General features: G+C 72.4%; 20 protein-coding genes. 10 read left to right on the top strand and 10 right to left on the bottom strand.

Annotated features, from left to right (window positions below):
* Positions 1–30: 30 nt before the first annotated feature.
* Together OG403_RS02505 and OG403_RS02510 are read left to right on the top strand one after the other, a co-directional pair.
* The gene (locus tag OG403_RS02505; RefSeq protein ID WP_329561025.1) at positions 31–450 is read left to right on the top strand and encodes a YciI family protein; all 420 of its coding nucleotides are present in this window, start codon (positions 31–33) and stop codon (positions 448–450) included.
* The gene (locus OG403_RS02510; protein ID WP_329561026.1) at positions 423–1,754 is read left to right on the top strand and encodes an RNA polymerase sigma factor; all 1,332 of its coding nucleotides are present in this window, start codon (positions 423–425) and stop codon (positions 1,752–1,754) included. Before OG403_RS02505 ends, OG403_RS02510 begins: the two co-directional genes overlap by 28 nt.
* A gap of 334 nt (positions 1,755–2,088) precedes the next feature.
* Here OG403_RS02510 and OG403_RS02515 read toward each other — a convergent pair whose 3' ends face one another.
* A complete protein-coding gene (locus tag OG403_RS02515) occupies positions 2,089–2,589 on the bottom strand; it encodes a hypothetical protein (protein ID WP_329561028.1) in 501 nt (166 codons plus the stop codon).
* A 135-nt stretch (positions 2,590–2,724) separates the two neighbouring features.
* Positions 2,725–3,072, bottom strand: coding sequence for a hypothetical protein (locus OG403_RS02520; RefSeq protein ID WP_329561030.1), 348 nt, complete (start codon positions 3,070–3,072; stop codon positions 2,725–2,727).
* Positions 3,073–3,264: 192 nt separating this feature from the next.
* Between OG403_RS02520 and OG403_RS02525 the strand changes: the two genes are divergently transcribed.
* Positions 3,265–4,083 (top strand): hypothetical protein, encoded by an 819-nt coding sequence (locus tag OG403_RS02525; protein ID WP_329561032.1) that lies wholly within the window; start codon positions 3,265–3,267, stop codon positions 4,081–4,083.
* 83 nt (positions 4,084–4,166) lie between these two features.
* Here OG403_RS02525 and OG403_RS02530 read toward each other — a convergent pair whose 3' ends face one another.
* Positions 4,167–4,637, bottom strand: a complete 471-nt coding sequence (locus OG403_RS02530) for a nucleotidyltransferase domain-containing protein (RefSeq protein WP_329561033.1) — start codon at positions 4,635–4,637, stop codon at positions 4,167–4,169.
* 197 nt (positions 4,638–4,834) lie between these two features.
* Positions 4,835–5,164: a deoxyxylulose-5-phosphate synthase gene (locus OG403_RS02535; protein ID WP_329561034.1), complete on the bottom strand. Its 330-nt coding sequence runs from the start codon at positions 5,162–5,164 to the stop codon at positions 4,835–4,837.
* A 450-nt stretch (positions 5,165–5,614) separates the two neighbouring features.
* Here OG403_RS02535 and OG403_RS02540 point away from each other — a divergent pair, with 450 nt between their 5' ends.
* On the top strand, positions 5,615–6,274 hold the full coding sequence (locus OG403_RS02540; protein ID WP_329561036.1) for a hypothetical protein: 660 nt from the start codon (positions 5,615–5,617) through the stop codon (positions 6,272–6,274).
* 156 nt (positions 6,275–6,430) lie between these two features.
* Here OG403_RS02540 and OG403_RS02545 read toward each other — a convergent pair whose 3' ends face one another.
* Both OG403_RS02545 and OG403_RS02550 read right to left on the bottom strand, forming a co-directional pair.
* On the bottom strand, positions 6,431–6,724 hold the full coding sequence (locus OG403_RS02545) for a hypothetical protein (RefSeq protein WP_329561038.1): 294 nt from the start codon (positions 6,722–6,724) through the stop codon (positions 6,431–6,433).
* Between the two features lie 149 nt (positions 6,725–6,873).
* Positions 6,874–7,245, bottom strand: coding sequence for a winged helix-turn-helix transcriptional regulator (locus OG403_RS02550; protein WP_329561040.1), 372 nt, complete (start codon positions 7,243–7,245; stop codon positions 6,874–6,876).
* Between the two features lie 91 nt (positions 7,246–7,336).
* Between OG403_RS02550 and OG403_RS02555 the strand changes: the two genes are divergently transcribed.
* The 5 genes from OG403_RS02555 to OG403_RS36635 all read left to right on the top strand — a co-directional run bounded on the left by OG403_RS02555 (position 7,337) and on the right by OG403_RS36635 (position 15,131).
* On the top strand, positions 7,337–8,176 hold the full coding sequence (locus OG403_RS02555; protein WP_329561042.1) for an SDR family oxidoreductase: 840 nt from the start codon (positions 7,337–7,339) through the stop codon (positions 8,174–8,176).
* A gap of 217 nt (positions 8,177–8,393) precedes the next feature.
* Entirely contained in the window at positions 8,394–10,091 is a 1,698-nt protein-coding gene (locus OG403_RS02560; RefSeq protein ID WP_329561044.1) for a serine/threonine-protein kinase, read from the top strand.
* A 154-nt stretch (positions 10,092–10,245) separates the two neighbouring features.
* A complete protein-coding gene (locus OG403_RS02565) occupies positions 10,246–11,550 on the top strand; it encodes a nucleotide disphospho-sugar-binding domain-containing protein (protein WP_329561046.1) in 1,305 nt (434 codons plus the stop codon).
* Positions 11,551–11,924: 374 nt separating this feature from the next.
* Entirely contained in the window at positions 11,925–12,758 is an 834-nt protein-coding gene (locus tag OG403_RS02570) for an SDR family oxidoreductase (protein ID WP_329561048.1), read from the top strand.
* A 279-nt stretch (positions 12,759–13,037) separates the two neighbouring features.
* Complete coding sequence (locus OG403_RS36635) at positions 13,038–15,131, top strand: NEW3 domain-containing protein (RefSeq protein WP_442910852.1); 2,094 nt, start codon at positions 13,038–13,040, stop codon at positions 15,129–15,131.
* 139 nt (positions 15,132–15,270) lie between these two features.
* Here OG403_RS36635 and OG403_RS02585 read toward each other — a convergent pair whose 3' ends face one another.
* The 3 genes from OG403_RS02585 to OG403_RS02595 all read right to left on the bottom strand — a co-directional run bounded on the left by OG403_RS02585 (position 15,271) and on the right by OG403_RS02595 (position 18,128).
* On the bottom strand, positions 15,271–15,516 hold the full coding sequence (locus OG403_RS02585; RefSeq protein WP_329561049.1) for a hypothetical protein: 246 nt from the start codon (positions 15,514–15,516) through the stop codon (positions 15,271–15,273).
* Positions 15,517–15,804: 288 nt separating this feature from the next.
* Complete coding sequence (locus tag OG403_RS02590) at positions 15,805–16,746, bottom strand: peptidase (RefSeq protein ID WP_329561050.1); 942 nt, start codon at positions 16,744–16,746, stop codon at positions 15,805–15,807.
* Between the two features lie 2 nt (positions 16,747–16,748).
* Complete coding sequence (locus tag OG403_RS02595) at positions 16,749–18,128, bottom strand: VWA domain-containing protein (RefSeq protein WP_329561053.1); 1,380 nt, start codon at positions 18,126–18,128, stop codon at positions 16,749–16,751.
* Positions 18,129–18,371: 243 nt separating this feature from the next.
* Between OG403_RS02595 and OG403_RS02600 the strand changes: the two genes are divergently transcribed.
* The gene (locus OG403_RS02600) at positions 18,372–19,631 is read left to right on the top strand and encodes an NAD(P)/FAD-dependent oxidoreductase (protein WP_329561054.1); all 1,260 of its coding nucleotides are present in this window, start codon (positions 18,372–18,374) and stop codon (positions 19,629–19,631) included.
* A 4-nt stretch (positions 19,632–19,635) separates the two neighbouring features.
* On the opposite strand, the gene OG403_RS02605 is transcribed toward OG403_RS02600, so the two are convergent.
* Entirely contained in the window at positions 19,636–20,790 is a 1,155-nt protein-coding gene (locus OG403_RS02605) for a glycosyltransferase 87 family protein (protein ID WP_329561055.1), read from the bottom strand.
* Positions 20,791–20,843: the final 53 nt, after the last annotated feature.

The raw sequence follows: 20,843 nt of genomic DNA on the forward strand, positions 1-20,843 counted from the left end.
AGAGGCGACCCCCGATCAAGGAGGCCGGAGATGGCGAAGTACATGCTGATCATGCGGGGCACGGACGAGTCCGTCGCGAAGATGATGGAGACGCCTTTCGAGGACATGCTCGAGACGGTGGGCCGCTTCAACGAGGAGCTGATCCGGGCGGGCGTGCTCGTCGCCGCCGAGGGCCTGGACGACCCGTCGCAGGGCGTGGTGGTGGACTTCAGTGGGCAGGCCCCGGTGGTCACCGACGGGCCGTACGGCGAGACGAAGGAGTTGTTCGGCGGCTTCTACGTGATCGACGTCGCCTCGAAGGAGGAGGCGGTCGAGTGGGCCAAGCGCCTCCCGGCGTTCCCCGGCTCGAAGTGCGAGGTCCGCCGGGTGCCGGGCATCGAGGAGTTCCCGCAGGACAACGAGTGGATCGTCAAGGAGCGGGCGTGGCGCGAGCGGACCGGCCAGCTCTGATGCCCGAAGCCACCGACGGCCCGCCGATCGCCGAGTCGGCGCGGCGGGCCGTCGAGGCCGTCTGGCGGATCGAGTCCGCACGGATCGTCGGCGCGCTGGCGCGCTACACCGGGGACTTCGCGCTCGCTGAGGACGTCGCGCAGGAGGCGCTGGCGGAGGCACTGGTCACCTGGTCACGCGACGGCGCGCCGGCCAGCCCGGTGGGCTGGCTGCTGGCGACCGGGCGGCGCCGGGCCATCGACGCCTTCCGCCGCGCCTCGGCGCTCGACGAGCGGTACGCCGCACTCGCGGGCCGGCTGGCCGAAGGCGAGTTCAGCACAGGCGCGGCGGGCGCGCCGCAGCGGCCGGACGACCTGCCGTGGGACCCCGACCGGGTCAACGACGACGTCCTGGCCCTGATGTTCACCGCCTGCCACCCGGTGCTCTCGCCGGAGGCCCAAGTGGCGCTCACGCTGCGCGTGGTGGGCGGCCTGTCCAGCGAGGAGATCGCCCGGGCGTTCCTCGTGCCCGTGCCGACCGTCCAGGCCCGGATCACCCGGGCGAAGAAGACGATCGCCGCAGCGCACGTGCCGTTCGAGCTGCCGCCGTCCGAGGAGCGACCAGCACGGCTCGGCGGGGTCCTGAGCGTCCTGTATGTGATCTACACGGAGGGCTCGACGGCGACAAGCGGCGACCGCCTGCTGCGCCCCGATCTCGCCTACGAGGCTGTCCGGCTGGCCCGGATGCTGGTGGCCCTGCTGCCTGGTGAGTCGGAGGTGTACGGGCTGCTCGCGCTGTTCGAGCTCACCGCCGCGCGCTTTCCGGCACGAACCGGGCCCGATGGGGAGGCGGTGCTTCTGGAGGACCAGGACCGGCGCCTGTGGGACCGGTCGGCAATTCGTCGCGGCCTGGCCGCGCTCGGCCGGGCCGCGGCCGCCGGACGGGGCCTTGGACCGTACGGGCTGCAGGCGGCGATCGCCGCCTGCCACGCGACGGCGCCCTCGGTGCCAGACACCGACTGGGAGCGCATCGTGCTCCTGTACGAGGCGCTCGGCCGGGTGGCTCCGTCACCCGTCGTCGAGCTCAACCGGGCCGTGGCCGTCGCGATGGCGAGCGGACCGCAGCAGGCGCTGTTCATCGTCGACGACCTGGTCGCCTCCGACCGCCTGTCGGGATCGCACCTGCTCCCGAGCGTGCGCGGCGAACTGCTGGTCCGCCTCGGCCGCACCACCGAGGCCCGCGCCGAGCTGGAGCTCGCCGCCCGGCTGTGCCGCAACGCCCGCGAGCGGGCGGTACTGCTGCGCAAGGCGGCTGCGTTGGAGTGATGTCCACCCACCCAGCGCGGCCGTCTCGCCTGCCTACGCCTCGGCCAGCCAGCCAGCCAGCCGGGCGGGCGGGCGGGCGGGCGGGCGACAGTGGGGTGGTGGCCGGCCGAGAGCCGACCTGCCGTCCGGCAGCGCGGCGATGTCTCCGCCAATTCAAGCGTCCACGTCCTGGACCTGCGGCCTCGTTGCCGGACCGAAGACCTTCTCACTCTCAGTCCCCGCTGAGGTGCGGCGGAGCGTCAGACCTCCGGAGCTGTCCGTCAGTCAGCCTTCCTTCGGGCTTCCTTCGGGCTTCCTTCGGGCTTCCCTTCGGGTTGCGACGATCGGTACAGGCTCAGTCGTCGGCTGCGACAACGAGCTTCACCAGTGCACGTTCCCGGTCCACGGCGACGTACTCGTGGAAGTCGGCGTGCACACCGCCCCAGTCATGGAACGCCCGGCTCCCCAGATCCCGTAGCCGGTAGCAGCTGGTGGCCGAGTCGACAGCATCGAATACCTGCGAGGCGAGCGCCTCCTCCAGGGATTCAGGGACCGGCCCGTACTGGTCGACCCAGTCGCGAATCGTGGACAGCGCTTCGGCCTTGCCGACCTCGCGGTAGGCGTGCGCGGTGACATGCCTGAGCCAGTAGGGACCGTGGCGGATCCCACCCGGATCGACGCCGCCACCCGCGTAGTCGTCGCGAAACTGCTCGTGGGCGACCAGTGCCGTCAGCAACTCGCCGTCCTGGGCGCCTCGCGGGATCCCGAATGACCGCACATCCACCCAGCGGTAGCCGTGCGCGCTGGGCTCCGAGAAGTCGTGGTGGCGGAAGTTCACGAAGGTTCGGGCAGCCAAGACAAGCTGTGTCACTGGTCCACGCTATCCCGCAGCGCAGCGGGGGCTGACCAGCGTCTTGACGGAACCACGGGCAGAGCCAGTTTCACAGTTCTGACCGGAAGTTCGTGAAAGGCCGGGTCAGGGTCGGCGGGCTCAATCGGTCCGGCCGAGCACCTCAGCGAGCGGGGTACCACTGCGGGAGGCCGCGATGCGGCGGGCGCGCAGCTGGGCGCGGGTGCGGGGGCGGAACTTCGGAGCGCGCCCGCACCCGCACGGCTCGAAGCCCTCGTAGCGCAGCCCGGCGTTGAGGACTGCCGCGACGACCGACCATGCCTTCCGGTTGCTGCGGCGGGGTGCCGCGAAGTCGTGACCGGCACACAGCAGGAGCCCGGCGCAGCGCGGGCATGTGTGGCCGGCGTCGTCAGGATGCCGTTTGAAGCTGATCCGGCACGGCACGCACGCGTAGTGCAGCTTGTAGTGGGCGAAGGCGTAGGTGCACATGGGCCGACTGTATTGGCGACGCTTCGTCACCAACCAGCGGGTTCCATGTCAGCGGTCCGTGGACGCCCGCGGCTCCGGTTGGGCTGTCGGTCCAGGTGCCGAGGCGACCGCCTCGGAGGGAAGTGATGGGGGTAGAGTCTGGCACGAGTTTTGAACGCGTTCAGAATCGGGTGGGCGAAGATGGCTGGAAGAGTGACGGATCCGCCTGTCTGGGGCGCCGGTGCGGTGCGGCAGGTGCAGCGACGATTCGGGCCGACTGCGGTGCTGCTGGCCATCGTCGCGGCACTGGGGGTACTGGCCATCGCGCTGATCGGCCTGGACAGGCTCCGGGCTCCGGGCCCTTTCCCGGAGCAGCGTCCCTATGACCACTACTTCTTGGCCGCCGCCCTGTGGGGGATCGCGATCGGCGTCGTCGGAATCCTGCTGGCCGTGCGGCGGCCTCGAGCCCTGCCCTGCTCGCCCGGCGAGCTGCTGTTCCTGACTGATCTGAGCATCCTGCTGGCGTTCTTCTGGCCGATCGAAGCCATGGCCGTGTCCGTGGTCGTCGCCGCCCGCGCCCGGCGCCGCCCTGGCCGGCAGCGCGCCGCGGCCCTCGCGCTGGGAGCGCTGGCACTGGTCGGGGGTACCTGGTGGGGCTGTGGCGCCTACGACGAGCAGGATGCGGACATGGTCGGATGGGCCAGCGCAGACCAACTGGCGGGCAGCTGGCACGAGGTGGCCGGGCCGGGCCACCTCGAGCTGGGAGCCGACGGGCACTTCACACTCCGGCACGCCACGGCCGCACTGGACCACTCCCTGCCGCCGGGCAGGACGATCGACGTGACCGGCAGCTGGGCGCTTCAGGATCAAGACCGCCCGATGATCATCACGTTGACGGTATCGCCGGACGTCTCGAGCGCGGCGCCGCCCGACCGGTTGAGTCTCGACGTGGAGGCGCTGGGCGCCTCGACCGTCCTGTGCCCGGACGCGGATCCGGACGTCGTGTGCGGTCAGGACGGGCTCCACCGCTGATCTGCCGTCACGCCGTCACCTCAACGTGACCAGGAGCGCGGTGCGGAAGCCGGTCTGACGGCGGCGCCGCCCACCGATCCGGCTCAGTGCCAAGTGGGACGGCACGCGGCGAGGAGGCCGGTCAGGATGCCCACCGGGTCGTGCAGCACGCGGGCGCCGTCGGTGACGACACGGTGTGTCCCAGGATCGACGGGGTCTGTCTCCGCCCAGGTGGGAGAGCCGATACCGATCTCGACTTCCAGGCCCGAGGCCGTGGAGTAGCGTCGTTCGGTGATCGGCCCCCACGACCGGATGCGGATCAGTTCCCCCGGACCGAGCTCCTTGACCAACGAGTCGTCGCAGTACCGGGCCTGATCCGTGGTGAGCAGGACGAAGTCGATGTCGGAGTCGGGGCGCGCGGCGTTGCGGGCGCATGATCCGACCAGGAGCAGACCGACGACGTCTTCGCGCTCCGTGGCCCACCGTGTGACGCGGTCGATGACCCGGGTGATCTCGGCACTCCGTGTCGGCGAGAGCCCGGTCGGCCTGTTCGCTGACTGATCGTCACGATGCATCGTGTGTACTCCTCGCGGTCCTGGTCAGCGGCCTGGGCGTCGCCCTGGTCCCTGGTCCTACACGTCCTCTCGGCTGGCCGGCCTGTAGTCCTCGGGTACCCGCACCCCGAGCGCGGTCTCGGCGGCGGTCCAGTCGCCGTCGGCGTCAACAGGTCGGGCTGGCGGCGCGACGAGGCGGGTCAGGCCCTGGCTCCCCATCAGAGCACCGGTCGGACCAGGGCCTTGGCGAAGGGCTCGCCGGTACGCCGTGCGTAGGTCATCCGCTCGCGCACCTCGTGCAGTGTGCGGGGGCGGTATCCGGGGCCGCCGTCGCAGCAGGTCTTGTGGAAACCCACGCCCGCGTTCACGAGGACGGAGAGAGTCCGCCAGCCTGCGGTGTCCCGTCGCCGGGGCGCGGCGAACGCCGACCCCACGTGGGTCAACTTCCCCGAGCAGCGCGGGCAGATCCGCTGCCGATCCCTGTCGTAGGGCTGCTTGTACGAGGCCCGACAGGGCAGGCAGACGTACGAGGTCTTCGCATGGGCCATGCCGCCAGCGTAGACATCACCCCGCGACAACGCCGACCGATTTAGCGGGAGTCGGCGTCGGCATGCCCCGTAGCGGTCCCAGCGGTCCATGTTCTGATCACACTTCGCGTCGAAGTGCGGTTCCGGACGGGCCATGGAGTGCTTCGGGGCCGGCCGCCTTGCCCCGACAGGAGGCCGTCCTGTGCGGCAACCGCAGCGAGGTCCACCCGGTGCGACGCGGCGCGGCCCGGAGCGGCCCTGCGGCCCCGCGTTCCCACCACCCGCCTGTTCCCGTGCTGCCCGGCCACGCGCCCTGGGATGGCTCGGCTCCGGCCTCGCCTCCCACTCCCCCGGTGCGGCGCCCACCGCGCCGCCCATCGCCACGATCAGCGGCTGGTGCTCGCCTACCACCCGCATGGACGGAGCCGTGGAACCGTCCAGCGGGGGTGGCGCTGGGGATAGCCTCCAGGTGTGCCGATATCCGAGAACACCGCGCTCCCCGACCCGTTCCGAACGACCACCACCCTGGCGCGGCTCGCCCAGTGGCGTACCGGCTCCCGCATCTGTGCCGCGATCGACGTGGCCGCCGGGGCGGCCGGTGCCGTACTGCTGCTCGTCGCGGCGGGCGACAGCCTGGTCTCCTGGCCCTCGAACCGGGTGTTGCTCGGGCATGACGACCTGTCACACATCGCGGGGGCGATACTCATACCGTGCTGGGTCTGGCTCATCGGGTCCCTCGCGCTGGTCACGGGCGTGAGCCCGGCCCGGCGGAGCAAGACGGAGCGGGCCGCGCGGCGCGCCGTGGAGAAGGAGATCTGGCGTGCCATGTTCCCGGGCAGGCGGGTGAGGATCGGCCTCGGTGTGGCCGCCGTGCTCTGCCTGGGTGTGGTGGTCGGCGGGTTCGTGGTCGGCGGCGCGAAGGGCAGCGCACGCACGCTGCCCGGCCCGAGCTACCAGGTCTCGGTGCAGGACCTCAACGACTCCGCGTGGACCGACGTCCCGCGCGACCAGTACGACCGCTGGCGGGCCGAATTCGTCCGGGAGGATGGGATGTTCACCATCTTCGGCCTCTTTCTGGTCGGCGGCAGCCTTGGACTGCGCCGGCTCCACCGCCGGACCCCGCCTCGGTAGAGCTTGGGTCTGAACCCGTCCGTGGCTGGTCACGGGCCGCAGACGGTGGGCGGAGCAGCTGCTGGGTACCGTTCGGACTTCCCGTCGCGGTGACGGAGAGGTCCGGGCGGGCCGAAGGGCGGGTTTCGGCGTGGACCGGGATTGCGGCTGCCGGGGTCAGCGGATGGCGACCAGGATGCTGTCGTCGCCGCATTGCCAGACGGTGGTGGCGGTGGTGAAACCGGCTTCGTGCAGGAGGCGGATCTGCTCGGCGGTCGTCAGGTCGTGGGGCTCGGTGAAGGTGCGGTCCGCGATCGGGGAACGGGAGCGGGCTTGGGCGAGGGGGGCGAGTTCGGGGGCGGACAGCACGGTCTTCCACCAGTTGTCCCAGTCCTCGCGGCCGTGGCGCCCGGTGCGGTGGGCGCGCCGCGCGCGCAGGTGACCGGCGGGTGGGACCCTGTCGTCGGCCAAGGTAGGCGGGCTGGTCAAGTGATCGTGCAGGGCCGGGGACAGCCACGGCGTGGACCTGTCCCCGCGGCCGGGATCCTCCAGCTCGCGATGGGGCTGACCAGGACGGGCACCTTCGCTGGATGCGCTTTTCGTGGTCGGCCGCTACCACGCTATCCCGCGTTGCGCGGCGGCAGCCGCCGGGTGATCCGGTCGAACAGCTCCGCCAGTGGCTCGCCGACGTCCCGGCCGAACTCGGTCAGCCCGTAGGTGACCTGGGGCGGGGTCGTCGGCTCGACCTCCCGCCAGACCAGGCTGTCCTGGACCAGCGCGCGCAGGGTCTGGGCGAGCATCTTCTCGCTGATGCCCTGGATGCTCTCGCGCAGCTCGTAGAACCGGAGGTCGTTGCTCCGCAAGGAGATCAACACCCAGATGCCCCACCTGCTGGTCACGTGGTCGACCACATCGCGCGCGGGGCAGTCGGTGTGAAACACGTCATACCGCGTCTCGGCCTCGGCCCGTGTGTGCTGCGCGCTTCCCGCCATGTGATGAGCTTACCTCGAGGTATGTCCTTACCAAGAGTTAGCCCGGCTCCTAGCGTGAAGGCCACAGCGGACATCGAAGAAGGAGCTGTACATGATCGTGGTGACCGGGGCTACCGGGAATGTGGGCCGGCCGTTGACGCGGGCGTTGGCCGAGGCGGGCCAGTTGGTGACGGCGGTGTCACGGCACGCGGCGGCGGTGCCGGACGGCGTCCGCCACGTGGCGGCCGACCTGGCCGAGCCGGCCGGCCTTGAGCCCGCGCTGACCGGGGCGAAAGCGCTGTTCCTGCTGCTCTCCGGCGACCTGCACGCCGCCGGAGCCAGCCCGGCCGACATCATCGGCCAAGCCGCGGCCGGCGGGGTCCGCCGGGTCGTCCTGCTCTCCACGCAGGGCGTGGCGACCAGGCCCTTCGGCGCGACGCGGATCGCGATGCGCGCGCTGGAGGACGTGCTGCGGGAGTCCGGTCTGGAGTGGGCCATCCTGCGGCCGGGCGGCTTCGCCTCCAACGCCCTGTGGTGGGCCGAGTCCATCCGCGCGCGGCGGGTCGTCGCCGCGCCCTTCGGCGACGTCGGGGTGCCGATCGTCGACCCGGCGGACATCGCCGAGGTCGCGGCGGCCTGCCTGCTGGACGACCGGCACACCGGCGGCGTGTACGAGCTGACCGGCCCGCAGGTGATCACGCCGCGCCAGCAGGCGCAGGCCATCGCCGCCGCGCTGGGCTCGCCAGTGCGGTTCCACGACCTCACCCGCGACGAGGCCAAGGCCGCCATGGCCCGGAGCATGCCGGCGGAGCTCGCCGAGGACACCCTGACCATCCTCGGTTCCCCGAACCCGGCCGAACTGCGCGTCAGCCCGGACGTCCAGCGGATCCTCGGCCGCGCCCCGCGCCCGTTCGCCGACTGGGCCGCCCGCAATATCGCCGCGTTCCGCTGAAACAGGTCAGCGCCGCTGGAACCGCTCGGCGTGCTCGGCGATCCACTGCCGGCAGTAGCGGGAGCGACCAGTGCGAGAGTGACGGCCGGCCCCAGCACGCCCTGACGTGTCGTCAAGCCCTCATGCCCCCAAGAACATGAAAGCGCCATCCCGCTCACTCGGGTCGATATCCTTCAAGCTCGACCGACGGGGTGCTCAGGGGAAGCGCGGGGGAAGTGTGACGGACTACCTGTGGATACATCTGGGCACAGGCATCCTGGCCGTGCTCGGGCTGGCTCTGGTGCTGCGGCTGGCGTCGCTGCCACTGCTGTTGCGTGTTCAACGGAGCGTGCGCCAGCGGGCCTTGGCGGCCCGAGGTGTGGCTGCGGCGTCGGCCTGGCCTTGGGCGGCGGTCTGCGGGGAGCTGGTGGTGGAGCTCGGCGGCGCTGTCGGCCTGGCGCTGCTGCTGAACACCGACTACGTGGACGGCTTCGACCTGTTGAAGCTGTCGATCGCCACGGGACGCCCGCTCCATCTGGCTGCGGAGCTGCACATCACCCAACCGGAAGCGCAGACCCGGTTCCACCTTGCCGCGATCTCGGCACTGGTGGTCTGGCTGCTGCTCTGGTTCCTGACACAGCGCAGGCTGCTGACCGCAGCCACGCCTGCCGGGACTTGGGCGTCGCCCCCGGTCGCGGGCCGGCTGGCCGGTCTGTTCGCCCTTCGGCTGGCACTCGGCGTGTTCGCACCGGTCGGGCTGGTCGTGGCCGGCCTGGTGTTCCAAGTCGTCGCCCTCGTGGCCGCCTTGAGGTTCCGGTCCGCCGACGGCGCCACCACCGCGCCGCCGCTCCCGTCCGAGCAGCCCGGCTCGTCCGCGCAGCCCGGCTCGTTCGGTCCGTCCGGTCCGTCCGGCTCATTCGGTCCACCCCTCCCGTACGTGCCGCCCATGCCGTCCGCTCCGCCCGCGCGGCCCGTCGCGCACGTGCCGACGCAGGTCGATCGGGGTGCCGGTGCCGTGCCGCAGGTCACGTACCAGCAGCTGCATCCGAACGAGCCACGGACGATCGGCGGGTACCAGCTGCTCGGGCGGATCGGCAGCGGCGGGATGGGTACGGTGTACCTCGCCCGGCGGGAGGGCGCGGCAACCCAGGTGGCGTTGAAGACCATCAACCCCGAACTCCTGGACCACGAAGAACTGTTGCACCGTTTCGAGCGTGAGGCGGAGGTGCTGGCGATGGTCTCCGGCGCCTACACCGCCAGGGTGCTCGACGCCGGCTTGGACGCCGGGCGGCCTTACCTGGCCATGGAGTTGCTGGACGGCCGTCCCCTCGACGTCCATCTGCGCGAGCGGGGGCCGATCCGCTCGCCCGAGGCGCTGCGCGCCCTGGCGCTGGCACTGGCGGTCGCGCTCTCCGGGGTGCACCGGCTCGGCCTGGTCCACCGTGACCTCAAACCCGCCAACATCATGCTGACCAGCGCCGGACCGCGCCTGCTCGACTTCGGCATCGCGGCGATCGTGGACGGCACCAGGCTCACCCGAACCGGCGGCGGACCGGGGACCCTGACATACATGGCGCCGGAACAGTTCGGCGACGAGCGCGTCGGCACGGCTGCCGACATCTGGGCCTGGGCGTGCTGCGTGATATGTGCGGCGCACGGCAGCAGTCCGTTCGCGGCGACCAATACGGGCGCGGTGATCCGCCGGATCGTGGACACCGGCCCCGAGCCGGCCGCGCTGATGGCGCTGCAGGCGCTCGACCCGGCTCTCGCGGCCGCCATCACGCAGGCGCTGAGCGTCGATCCGGCGGGGCGCCCCGCGGACGGCTCGGCCCTGGTCGAGCTCCTGACCTCCCACCAGGGGCCGAACCACGCGCCGGCGGATGAGGGCACCCTGCGCGAGCAGATCACCCAGGGCTGGGGCACGCTGACGCTCTGACACCGGGGCCGCGTCGGCTGTGCAAGCGGCGGCGGCGGCGCGCGCCTGGCGGGCGGACGCGGCACTGGTGGGCTAACCTGCGCTGCGGGCCGGGTGCGCAGGAACGACCACGGGGTGCGCACGGACCGGCCGACGAACCTATGGGGGGTTCCACATGTCCAGAATCATCACCGCCGCCATGCCCGCGCACGGGCACACCGCGCCGCTGCTGGCGATCACCGCCGACCTGGTGGCACGCGGGCACCAGGTGGCCTTCCTCGGCGGGGCGCGGTTCGCCGCGGCCGCCGAAAAGACCGGGGCGCGATTCGTCGCCCTGCCGGCGGAGGCGGACTTCGACGACCGCCGGATCAACGACTACTTCCCGGGCCGGGCCGAGCTGCCGCCCGGGCCGCAGCGGCTGGCCTTCGACGCCCGGCACATCTTCATCGATCCGGTGCCCGCGCAGTACCGGGCGCTGCGCGCGCTGCTGGCCGAGTTCCCGGCCACGGCCGTGCTCGGCGACTGCTTCTTCCACGGTGCGGTGGCCCTGGCGCTGGCCCACCCGCGCGGCGAGCGGCCGGCCGTGGTGGGCATCGGGGTGGCCCCGCCGATGCTGCAGAGCGTCGACACCGCACCCTTCGGGCTCGCCCTGCCGCCGCAGGCAGGACCGGAAGGGCGGGCCCGCAACCGCGAGTTGAACGCCGAGGCGGCGCAGCGCGGCGAGCCGCTGCGGCAGTACGCGGCCGAGGTCTTCGCCGGCGTCGGGGCCGAACTGCCGCCGGGGCCAAGGGCGAACGCCGCCGTGACCGGGCCCGACCACTACCTGCAGCTGACCGTCCCGGGGTTCGAGTACCCGCGCAGCGACGCGCCGGCCTCACTGCGGTACATCGGCGCGCTGCCACTGCAGAGCCGGGACGAGGCGGAACTGCCACTGTGGTGGCCGGAGCTGACGGCGGGCCGGTCGGTCGCGGTGGTCACCCAGGGCACCCTGGCCAACGACGACCCGACCGAGTTGCTGGTCCCCGCGGTGCGGGCGCTCGCCGACCACCCCGACCTGCTGGTGGTCGCCGCCACCGCCCGACCGGACGGGCCCGAGCTGCTCGCCGAGGCGCTCGGCGGCGGCTTGCCGGACAACGTCCGGGCCGCCGGCTACCTGCCGTTCGACCGGCTTCTGCCGCACGCCGACCTGCTGATCAGCAACGGCGGCTATGGCGGCGTCCACACCGCGCTGGCTTTCGGGGTGCCGCTGGTGGTCGCCGGCGGCAGCGAGGACAAGCCCGAGGTGGCCGCCCGGGTGGCCTGGCGCGGCGTCGGCGTCGACCTGCGCACCGGACGCCCGGGCGAACCGGAGCTGCGCGAGGCCGTCGACCGGGTCCTGGCCGACCCGAGCTACCGTACCAACGCCGCCGAACTGGCCGCCGAACTCGCCGCCCACCAGCCGCTGACGGCGATCGCCGAACTGGTGGACTCGCTCGGCTGACCGAGGCGGGGGGCCGCCGACGGATGCTCGGGGAGATCGACCGGCCGGCGTGGGGAAGTTGGCTCCCGGTCTCGCCGGTCTCGCTCTCCGTGCGACGGGTTCGAGGCCTACCAGGGTACGGGGGTACCGGAGTTGGGACCCTGGACCGGCTTCGGAGCCGGTCCAGGGTCCCCACGCGGCACGTGGGGACTCTGGCAGAACTGCGGGACCGGCGCCGGCCGCGCGCTGCGGACCCGCCCGAACCACCCGAACCACTCTTCCCGCAGGGCCCGTTCGGGCCGTCGGTGCGTTTCGGGCTGCCACGCGGCGGGGATTCGTGAAGCACGGTGGGGCTCTTGGCGGACCGGGCACTCGGCGGTCGGAGGGGTGGGGCGGTGCGTCGGTGGCTGGTGACGGGATGTTCCTCGGGGCTGGGGCGCGCCCTGGCCACCGCGGCTGCCGGGGCCGGCGACCGGGTGGCGGCCACCGCCCGCCGGCCGGGCGACCTTGAGGGGCTGGTCCGGGCCTGGCCCGAGCGGATCGTCCCGATCGCGCTGGACGTGTGCGACGCCGACCAGTGCGAGCAGGCCGTGCGCACCGCCGCCGACCGGCTGGGCGGCATCGACGTGCTGGTCAACAACGCGGGCAGCGGACTGTTCGGGGCGGTGGAGGAGGTCGGCGACGCCGAACTGCGCGAGCAGTTGGAGGTCCTGCTGCTGGCGCCGTGGCGCTTGGTGCGGCTGGTGCTGCCGCTGATGCGGGCACAGCGGTCCGGGCACATCGTCAACGTCTCCTCGCTGGCCGGGCGGATGGCCTTTCCGGGCCTGGCCGCTTACGTCACCGGGAAGTTCGCGCTGGAGGGGATGAGCCAGGCGCTGGCCGGCGAGGTCGCCGAGCACGGCATCAGGGTCACCGTGGTGGAGCCCGGCGGATTCGCCACCGGCTACGGGAGCTCCCTCGCACAGGCGGCGCACCGGCTGCCGGCGTACCAGCGGTCGACCGGCGAACTGCTGCCCGCCTTCCGCGGCATGGCGGACAACCCCGACCTCGGGCGACCCGAGGACTTCGCCGACGCGGTCCTGCGGCTGGTCGCCGCGGACCCGCCCGGTCCCCTGCGGGTGCCGGTCGGCGCGGACGCGTTCAGCTACCTGGAGGCGGTGGAGCGGGCGGCCCGCGAGGAACTCGCCGCGGCCCGCGCCGTACTGGACGGGACACCACCGCCCCGGTGACACCGACCCGGTGACAGCGACCCGGTGACAGCGACCCGGTGACGCCGGCCTTCGGCGCCGGGCGCAGCTGAGGCGCGGCCCCGTGCGGCCCCGTGCGACCCCGCGCGGCCTCGTCCCCGTACTCGTCCACCGGTTCCACCGGTTCCACCAGCGCGATGGTGTTGATTTCTGATTTATCCTGCGTTTGATATTGACCGTTGATGTTGGATTCTGCTTCGCTGTAATGCCTGCGCAGGCATCGCTCCCCGAACTCCCCCATCCACGGAATCCGGAGTACCCATGCGCAAGACCTGGCCCATCCTGACCGCGACCGCGTTAGCCGCGGCCTCCCTGGCCGTTCTGCCGGTCGCCGCCACCCCGGCCGCCGCACTCGACAACCAGCTGGCGCTCACCCCGCCGATGGGCTGGAACGACTGGAACGCCTTCGGCTGCAACGTCAGCGCACAGCTCGTGGAGCAGACCGCGGACAAGATCGTCTCCTCCGGCCTCAAGGCGGCCGGCTACCAGTACGTCAACATCGACGACTGCTGGCTGACGCACAGCCGCGACGCCGCCGGGAACCTCGTCCCGGACCCGGTCAAGTTCCCCGACGGCATCAAGGGCGTCGCCGACTACGTGCACAGCAAGGGCCTCAAGCTCGGCATCTACGAGAGCGCCGGCACCCTGACCTGCGCCGGCTACCCCGGCAGCCTGGGCCACGAGAAGCAGGACGCGGCCACCTTCGCGTCCTGGGGTGTCGACTACCTGAAGTACGACAACTGCAACAACCAGGGCATCCCCGGGCTGCAGCGCTACACCGCGATGCGCGACGCACTGGCCGCGACCGGTCGGCCGATCGTCTACAGCATCTGCAGCTGGGGCACCGACGACGTCGCCAGCTGGGGCCCGGGCGTGGGCAACCTGTGGCGCACCACCGGTGACATCAACGCCTCGTTCGGCTCGCTGCTCTCCAACTTCCACCAGAACGTGCAGCTGGCCGCCGGCGCCAAGCCGGACGCCTGGAACGATCCCGACATGCTGGAGGTCGGCAACGGGATGACCTCGGCGGAGGACCGCAGCGAGTTCTCCCTGTGGGCGGAGATGGCCGCACCGCTCATCTCCGGCACCGACCTGCGCACCGCGAGCGCCGACACCCTCTCCGTCTACGGCAACCGCGAGGTCATCGCCGTGGACCAGGACCCGCTCGGCCGGCAGGGCACGGCGGTGACGCTGTCCGGCGGCCTCGACGTGCTGGCCAAGCCGCTCGCCGACGGCAGCGTCGCGGTCACCCTGTTCAACGAGAACCCGACCCGGGCCACGATCTCCACCACGGCCGCCGCCGTCGGCCTGCCCAAGTCCGCGGGCTACCTGCTGCGTGACCTGTGGGCGCACACCACCACCAGCAGCGGCGGCACCATCAGTGCCTCCGTCCCGGGCCACGCGACCGTGATGTACCGGGTCACCCCCACCACGAAGGCCCGCGCCTACGCACCGGCGCTGACCCTGGGCACCAGCGCGGCCGCCTTCACCGCCGGCAGCTCCGCGAACCTGCTCTCCACCTTCACCAACAACGGCGTCGAGCCCGTCGACGACGTGCGGCTGGGCCTGTCCGTCCCCAGCGGATGGACCGTCACGCCGCTGACCGCGACCCGGTCGGGCCACGTCGCCCCCGGCAAGGTCGCCCTCGCCGAGTTCCGGGTCACCGCGCCCGCCACGCTCAGCGCCCCCATCACCCAGGCGAGCGTGGGCGGCACCGCCGAGGCCCGCTGGCACGGCCAGGTGGAGCAGCTCGCCGCCGCCGACAGCGTGACCGTGCCCGCCCCGGTGCAGGCGCCGTTCAAGACCTTCACCGACACCGACGCCGTCTTCGGGCAGCAGGGCGACCGGATCGCGGTCGACGGCGCCGGGGACGACCTGTGGGGCAGCACCGACCAGTACAGCACCGTCTACCGCCCCGGCGCGGAGCACGACGGCTCCGTCACCACCGTCGAACTCACCGCCCAGGCCTACACCAGTGACTGGGCCAAGGCGGGGATCATGGTGCGCGACGACATCACCGGTGCCGGTACGTCACCTGGCTACCTGGTCCTCGCCGAAGCTCCGGGCAAGGGCTACGTCATGCAGTGGGACTCCACCGGAAGCGGCCAGCTGGACAGCAACAGCGCACCCTCCAACCAGGGTTCGGGCACCGCGACGTACCCGACCTGGCTGCGGCTGGTCCGCACCGGCTCGGTCTTCACCGGCTCCTACTCCACTGACGGCACCACCTGGACCCAGATCGCGGCCGTCACCGTCCCGGGCGTGACCGCCGGCCAGGACGTGGGCGTCTTCACCACCTCGCACAGCGACGGCACCAGCGGCGAGGCCGACTTCACGGGCTTCACCCAGAGCTGACGCCATCGGCTCGCCCGCCGAGGCGAACCCGGCGGCGAACCCCGAAGCGAACCCCGAGGCGAACGCGGTGGGGGCCGGCGCTGACGCGCAGGCCCCCACTGCGGCAGTACGCGGGCCCGGCGCAGGGCGTCACGGCCCGTCAGTTCGGTGGCGGCGGGCTGTCCCAGGAGTACGAGTCGGGCAGGTTGTGGGCCCCGCCGGTGTTCTCGTTGCGGATGGCCGCGCCGGCCGTGTACGAGCTCCCGTCGGTGAAGGCCACCAGGCAGCGCAGGCGCGCGGTCTGCCCGCGCTCGGTGTCGTGGACGTGCGGGGTGCACGACACCGAGGCGACCGGCCGGTGGTCCTGCGTGGTGATGTGCGACTTCATCGCGTTCTGCAGAGCCACGTAGGCGTCCGTGTTCGGTCCGCAGCCGGTCAGCGGCCCCGCCAGCGCCGCCGCCAGAACCGCAGCCCGCCAGCCCCCGCGACGGGACCGGCACGGCCCGTGGAGTCGGTCCACCCGCATCGCTGCGCTCCTGATCGCTGGTCGAAGGGCCCCGATCGTAGCCCACGACCGCTCGGCGGGATCACCGCGGTGCGCCGGAACGACGGCACTGCCCGGCACCGCACGCCGGGGGTCAACGGTGCGGTGCCGGGCAGGAGTCGGTGCCGGACAGGGGTCGGCGGCGGGAGGTCAGGAGTGGAAGCTCTCCTGACGCGACGGCGGCGCCGGGGACTGTCGCGGCATCGGTGCGGGACGCAGGAAGCGCGAGCCGCGCGGATGCCGGGTGAACCGGTAGCCGGCCACGCCGGCCAGGGCCGCCAGGCCGCCGCCGCTCAGCGTCCAGTACCAGCGGGTGTTCCAGCCGGAGAACATCGCCGAGTACCAGTGGGACACCGCCTTGACCGGCGCCGCCGCACGCAGGGTGCCCGGCTGCGGGCCGGCGCTCGCCGAGGCGGCCGGCGTCGGCACCGCACCGGTGTCCGGCCCGGCCGTGGCACCCGGGGTCACCGGGGGCACCAGCGGCGCCCGCAGGCTGCCGCCCTGCGGCTGCGCGTCGTCCGCATCGCCCGTCATGGCGACGTGCACGGACACCTGGGTGGCGAGTCCGAGGTCCTGCTGCTGGACGTCGCTGGTCGACACCCGTGCGTAGTAGGTGCCGGGCAGCGGGTCGTCGGACCACGGCTCGGCCCAGCTGCGCACCTGCCGCAGCGTGCAACTCATGGTGAGCGAGCCGGTGTTCTGGTCGACGGTGGCGTCCTGCGGGCCGGCCGTGCAGGCCTGCCGCCGGCGCAGGCCGTCGAACAGGTCCAGCGCCCAGGTCTGCGGGCCGTGCCGGTCGGCCGAGGGCGGCAGCGCCACGGTCACCTGGACGGTGGCCGTCTGCCCCTGGGTGGCGGCGAACGACCAGTACAGGTAGTCACCCGTGGCGGCGGTCACAGCCGCGTCCTGGGCCGGTGCCAGCGTGGTGGCGGTCAGGAACGAGGTGCCGAACGTGGTCGCCGCCGCGGCACCGCCCGCCGACGCGGTCGCCGTCGGGGACGGCGACGGGGAGTCGGCGGCGGCCGCCGGGGCGAGCAGCGCGGCCAGGCCCAGGGTCAGCGGGGCCGCGCAGAGGATCCGGATGAGTCGCATCGTCAGTTCTCCTGCCATACGGCGATCCGCCAGCGCGCCACCCAGCCGGCGAGCAGCCCGGTGACCAGACCCGCGCCGGTCAGCACCAGCAGCAGGATCCAGCCTCGGCCCAGGCCCATCGCCACGCCGTCGGGGGCCGGGGAGGCCTTGGTCACGTCCACGACCAGCTCCAGCGGCAGTCCGGGGTCGGTCTGCACGTTCCCCTGCGGCGCGAAGGAGTTGCTGACGACCAGGCAGACGACCTGGTCCGCGCTGCCGGCGGCGCCGGCGGGGTCGATCGGGGCGGCGGAGACGGCGGGGTCGCTCGGGGCGGCGGAGACGGCGGCGGGCGCCGACCAGCGCAGGCCGGTGGAGGCGGCGTCGGTCCGTCCGCTGCCGGCGTCGGTACCGCGCACCAGCTCCTGGCCGGCGGCGTCGGTGGCCTGCAGCAGCACGCCGTAGTCCCGGGCAACCGCGCGGTCGGGAGTGACGCTGACCGCGGCCCGCAACTCCTGGCCGGACTTCACCGGGACCCGGTAGAAGCGGTGTTCGGAGAACTTCTCCCGGTCGCTGTAGACGCCGGGGGTGAGCAGCGGAGCGTTGGCGCAGCTGTCGGCCCCGGCGACCTGGGCGGGGTTCTGGGCGTAGGTCTGGTCCGATCTCGTGACCGACTGCTGCAGCCGCTGGGTGAGTTGCTCCTGGGAGCGCACGTCGGTGTAGGTGCCGCCGGTCGCGTTCGCGATGCACAGCAGTTGCTGGCTGACCTGGTCGTCGTGCGCCAGGCCGAGCGTGTCGATCACCAGGTGGGTGCCCTGCGCGGCCAGTTCACGCGCGACGTCGCACGGGTCGGGCGGCGAGCAGTCGTCCTCGCCGTCGGTGACCAGCACCACCCGGCGGGTCGCCTGTCCCGTGCCGAGGTCCTGCGCGGCACCGCGCAGCGCCAGGCCGATCGGCGTCCAGCCGGTCGGGCGCAGGGTGGCCACCGCCGTCTTGGCCTCCACCTTGTCGGTCTTGCCGACCGGGAAGAGCACCTCGGTGTCCTTGCAGCCGTCGGTCTTGTCGCTGACCGGGTAGGTCGCGCCCAGCGTGCGGATGCCGAACTGGGCCTCCGGCGGCAGCGCGTCGATGACCTCGTCGATGGAGTGCTGGGCGACCGAGATGCGGCTCTGCCCGTTGATGTCCGTGGTGCTCATGGACCCGCTGACATCGAGGATGAGGTCGACACGCGGAGCCTGGTCGCCCGTCGGGGTCGTGCTGTTCGGGGTCGTACTGCTCGCGGTGGGCGCCCCGCCGGGTACGCCGTCGGCCTGGGCCGGCAGGCCGCTCATGACGGTGGCGGCGGTGATCGCCAGAACGGCCAGCAGACCTGCCGCCCTGGTCGGTCGTTGTCGGATGATCTTCACGGCTCCGCATCCTACGGGTCGTCAGCGACCGAGTCACACCAGCCGATCGGGGCCCGGAGGCGGACGGGGATCCGCCGGCTCCCGGCCGCCGCACTGGCAGCAGATCCACGACGGAGGAGGCCACCGGAACCTGATCACACGTCACCCGATCCGCGACTCTTGACAACTGCCCATGCTCCTGACACCACTGGCACTGCACCACTCCCCCGAACGGCAGCACACCCCGAAGGGAGCGATCAGCACATGACCAGGCCTGAGAGCGCGGGATACGACTACGACGTCGTCATCAGCGGAGCCGGCCTCGCCGGCAGCGCCGCGGCGATCCTGCTCGCCCGACGCGGCGTCCGCGTCGCACTGCTGGAACGCCGCTCGGACCCCGAAGCGTACAAGGTGCTCTGCACCCACTCCCTCACGGCCAACGCCTATCCGGTGCTGGACGAACTCGGCCTCGTACCCGCTCTCGAGAAGGCGGGAGCCGTCCGCAACGACGCCCGCTGGTACACCCGCTGGGGATGGATCGAGCCGAGGGCGGCACCGGCGGGCCCCGAGCTGCCGTACGGGTACAACATCCGGCGCAGCACCCTCGACCCGATGATCAGGTCCCGTGCGGCGCAGACTCCTGGCGTCGATCTGCTGCTCGGTCACCAGGTGACCGGGCTGGTCCGGGAAGCCGGGCGGACCCTGGGGGTGCGCGCGTCGACGCCGCAGGGCGAGCGCGAGATCCGGGCCCGCCTGGTGGTCGGTGCCGACGGCAAGGACTCGGCCGTGGCGAAGTTCGCCGGGGTGCCCGCTCGGCTGCACGAGAACGCGCGGTTCGGCTATCTCGCGCAGTTCCGCAACCTGCCGCTGCACGGCGGGCTCGGTCACACCTGGTTCCTCGAGCCCGACATGGCGTACGCGTTCCCCAACGACGACGGGGTGACGGTCATCGCGGTGCTCCCGGACAAGAAGCGGTTGCCGGCCTTCCGGGAGGACCTGGCGGGCAGCTTCGTCGCCTTCGTCCGCGCCCTGCCCGAGGCACCGCCGATCGACTCCGCCGAGCGCATCACGAAGATCATCGGCACTGTCGACTACCCGCTTCTCAGCCGCAAGCCGACCGCACCGGGCGTCGCGCTCATCGGCGACGCCGCCCTGACCGGCGACCCGCTGTGGGGAGTGGGCTGCGGGTGGGCCCTGCAGTCCGCGCAGTGGTTGGCAGCGGCGGTCGCCCCGGCCGCGACCGGTCAGGGCGACCTCGATCGGTCGCTCGCGGTGTACGCACGCAGGCACCGGCGCCGGCTGCGCGGTCACCAGTACCTGGCCGCCGACTTCGCCACGGCCCGTCCGTTCAACCCCGGGGAGCGGCTGATGTTCTCGGCGGCGGCACGCGATGAGTCGATGGCCCGGCACACGCACCTGTTCGCATCCCGCCTGATCGGTCCGCTGCGCTTCCTGAACCCCGTGGCACTGGCCAGGGCCTCGGCCGTCAACATCAAGCATCGCGGGGCGACCGCGCCACCCTGAGTGGTCACGTCAGCGCGGCATCATGGCCGGTCCGGCCGGCCGGGATGCCGTGGTCCGCTCCGGACCCGTTGCCGGCCGAACGCCATCCGCGGTACAGGCGCAGTCCCACGGCGACGAGAACGGCGATGCCCAAGGGCGGGTAGATCGAGCCGGGTAGTTGCCAGTACCAGGCGACGCCGCGTCCCCATCGGTGGGGCGATATCCACATGGCGTGGGAGAGGAACACCGCCAGCGTGATGCCGAGCAGCACCCGGCGCGCTGTGCTCCTGCCCTCCGCAGCCAGCAGCGCGATGAGAGGGATGCACCAGACCCAGTGGTGGGTCCAGCTGATCGGCGAGATCAGCAGCGCGGTGAACGCGGTGCAGACGGCGCCCCAGGCATCGGCCCGGCGCAGCAGCCGTGCGGAGCGCCCGGCCAGGACGGCCACCGCGAGGCCGAGCGTCCCGACGACGGCGCAGGCGGCGAGCCCGACCAGGCCCGGGTCGCTGACGTCGAGGAGTCGGCAGACGGCGCCCCGCAGGGACTGGTTGTCCATGAGGGCCGTGACGCCTACCCGGCTCGGGTCCCAGAGGTACCTGGTCCAGAAGCCGAAGGAGGCGTCGGGCAGCACCAGCCAGCCGATCAGACCGGCCGTCAGGAATGTGCCTGCTGAGACCAGAGCGGCTCTGATCCGGCCGGTGAGGAGCAGGTACACGGCGAACAGGCCTGGGGTGATCTTGATGGCGGTGGCCAGGCCGATGCCCACGCCCTTGAACCGGCTCCGGTCCGGCCGGGTCAGGTCCCACAGGACCAGGCAGAGGATGCCGAGGTTGACCTGGCCGTACTGGAAGGTGGTGTACACCGGCTCCAGCCAGACGCCGAGGCCCGTCGCGAACAGGACGGCGGCTGGGCGGTGACGTGCGCGGGGCCACTCGATCAGGCGGAGGGAGAGGTGGACGGCCAGGGCGAGCAGGGCGAGGCCGAGGACCATCACCAGAACCCGTAACGTGCTCACCTCGAACCAGGTGCTCGGCACGAAGAGCATCGCGGCGAAGGGCGGGTAGGTGGCCGGCAGGTCCCACACCCGCATCGCGTACAGGTCCTCGCCATGGACGACCGCGGCGCCCTCGCCCCGGTAGACGAGCATGTCGACCATGGTCGCCCCGTGGAAGTGACGCACGACGGCGAACACCGCCAGGGACGCGGCCGCGACGCAAGCCGCGGCCACGGCCC

It is taken from the genome of Kitasatospora sp. NBC_01266, from assembly GCF_036242395.1.
Classification (GTDB): domain Bacteria; phylum Actinomycetota; class Actinomycetes; order Streptomycetales; family Streptomycetaceae; genus Kitasatospora.

Excerpts from the sequence above, each read along its gene's own strand:
- OG403_RS02505 (WP_329561025.1), top strand. The coding sequence starts at position 31 with ATGGCGAAGTACATGCTGATCATGCGGGGCACGGACGAGTCCGTCGCG.
- OG403_RS02520 (WP_329561030.1), bottom strand. The coding sequence starts at position 3,072 with ATGTGCACCTACGCCTTCGCCCACTACAAGCTGCACTACGCGTGCGTG.
- OG403_RS02530 (WP_329561033.1), bottom strand. The coding sequence starts at position 4,637 with ATGCATCGTGACGATCAGTCAGCGAACAGGCCGACCGGGCTCTCGCCG.
- OG403_RS02535 (WP_329561034.1), bottom strand. The coding sequence starts at position 5,164 with ATGGCCCATGCGAAGACCTCGTACGTCTGCCTGCCCTGTCGGGCCTCG.
- OG403_RS02550 (WP_329561040.1), bottom strand. The coding sequence starts at position 7,245 with ATGGCGGGAAGCGCGCAGCACACACGGGCCGAGGCCGAGACGCGGTAT.
- OG403_RS02555 (WP_329561042.1), top strand. The coding sequence starts at position 7,337 with ATGATCGTGGTGACCGGGGCTACCGGGAATGTGGGCCGGCCGTTGACG.
- OG403_RS02565 (WP_329561046.1), top strand. The coding sequence starts at position 10,246 with ATGTCCAGAATCATCACCGCCGCCATGCCCGCGCACGGGCACACCGCG.
- OG403_RS36635 (WP_442910852.1), top strand. The coding sequence starts at position 13,038 with ATGCGCAAGACCTGGCCCATCCTGACCGCGACCGCGTTAGCCGCGGCC.
- OG403_RS02590 (WP_329561050.1), bottom strand. The coding sequence starts at position 16,746 with ATGCGACTCATCCGGATCCTCTGCGCGGCCCCGCTGACCCTGGGCCTG.
- OG403_RS02600 (WP_329561054.1), top strand. The coding sequence starts at position 18,372 with ATGACCAGGCCTGAGAGCGCGGGATACGACTACGACGTCGTCATCAGC.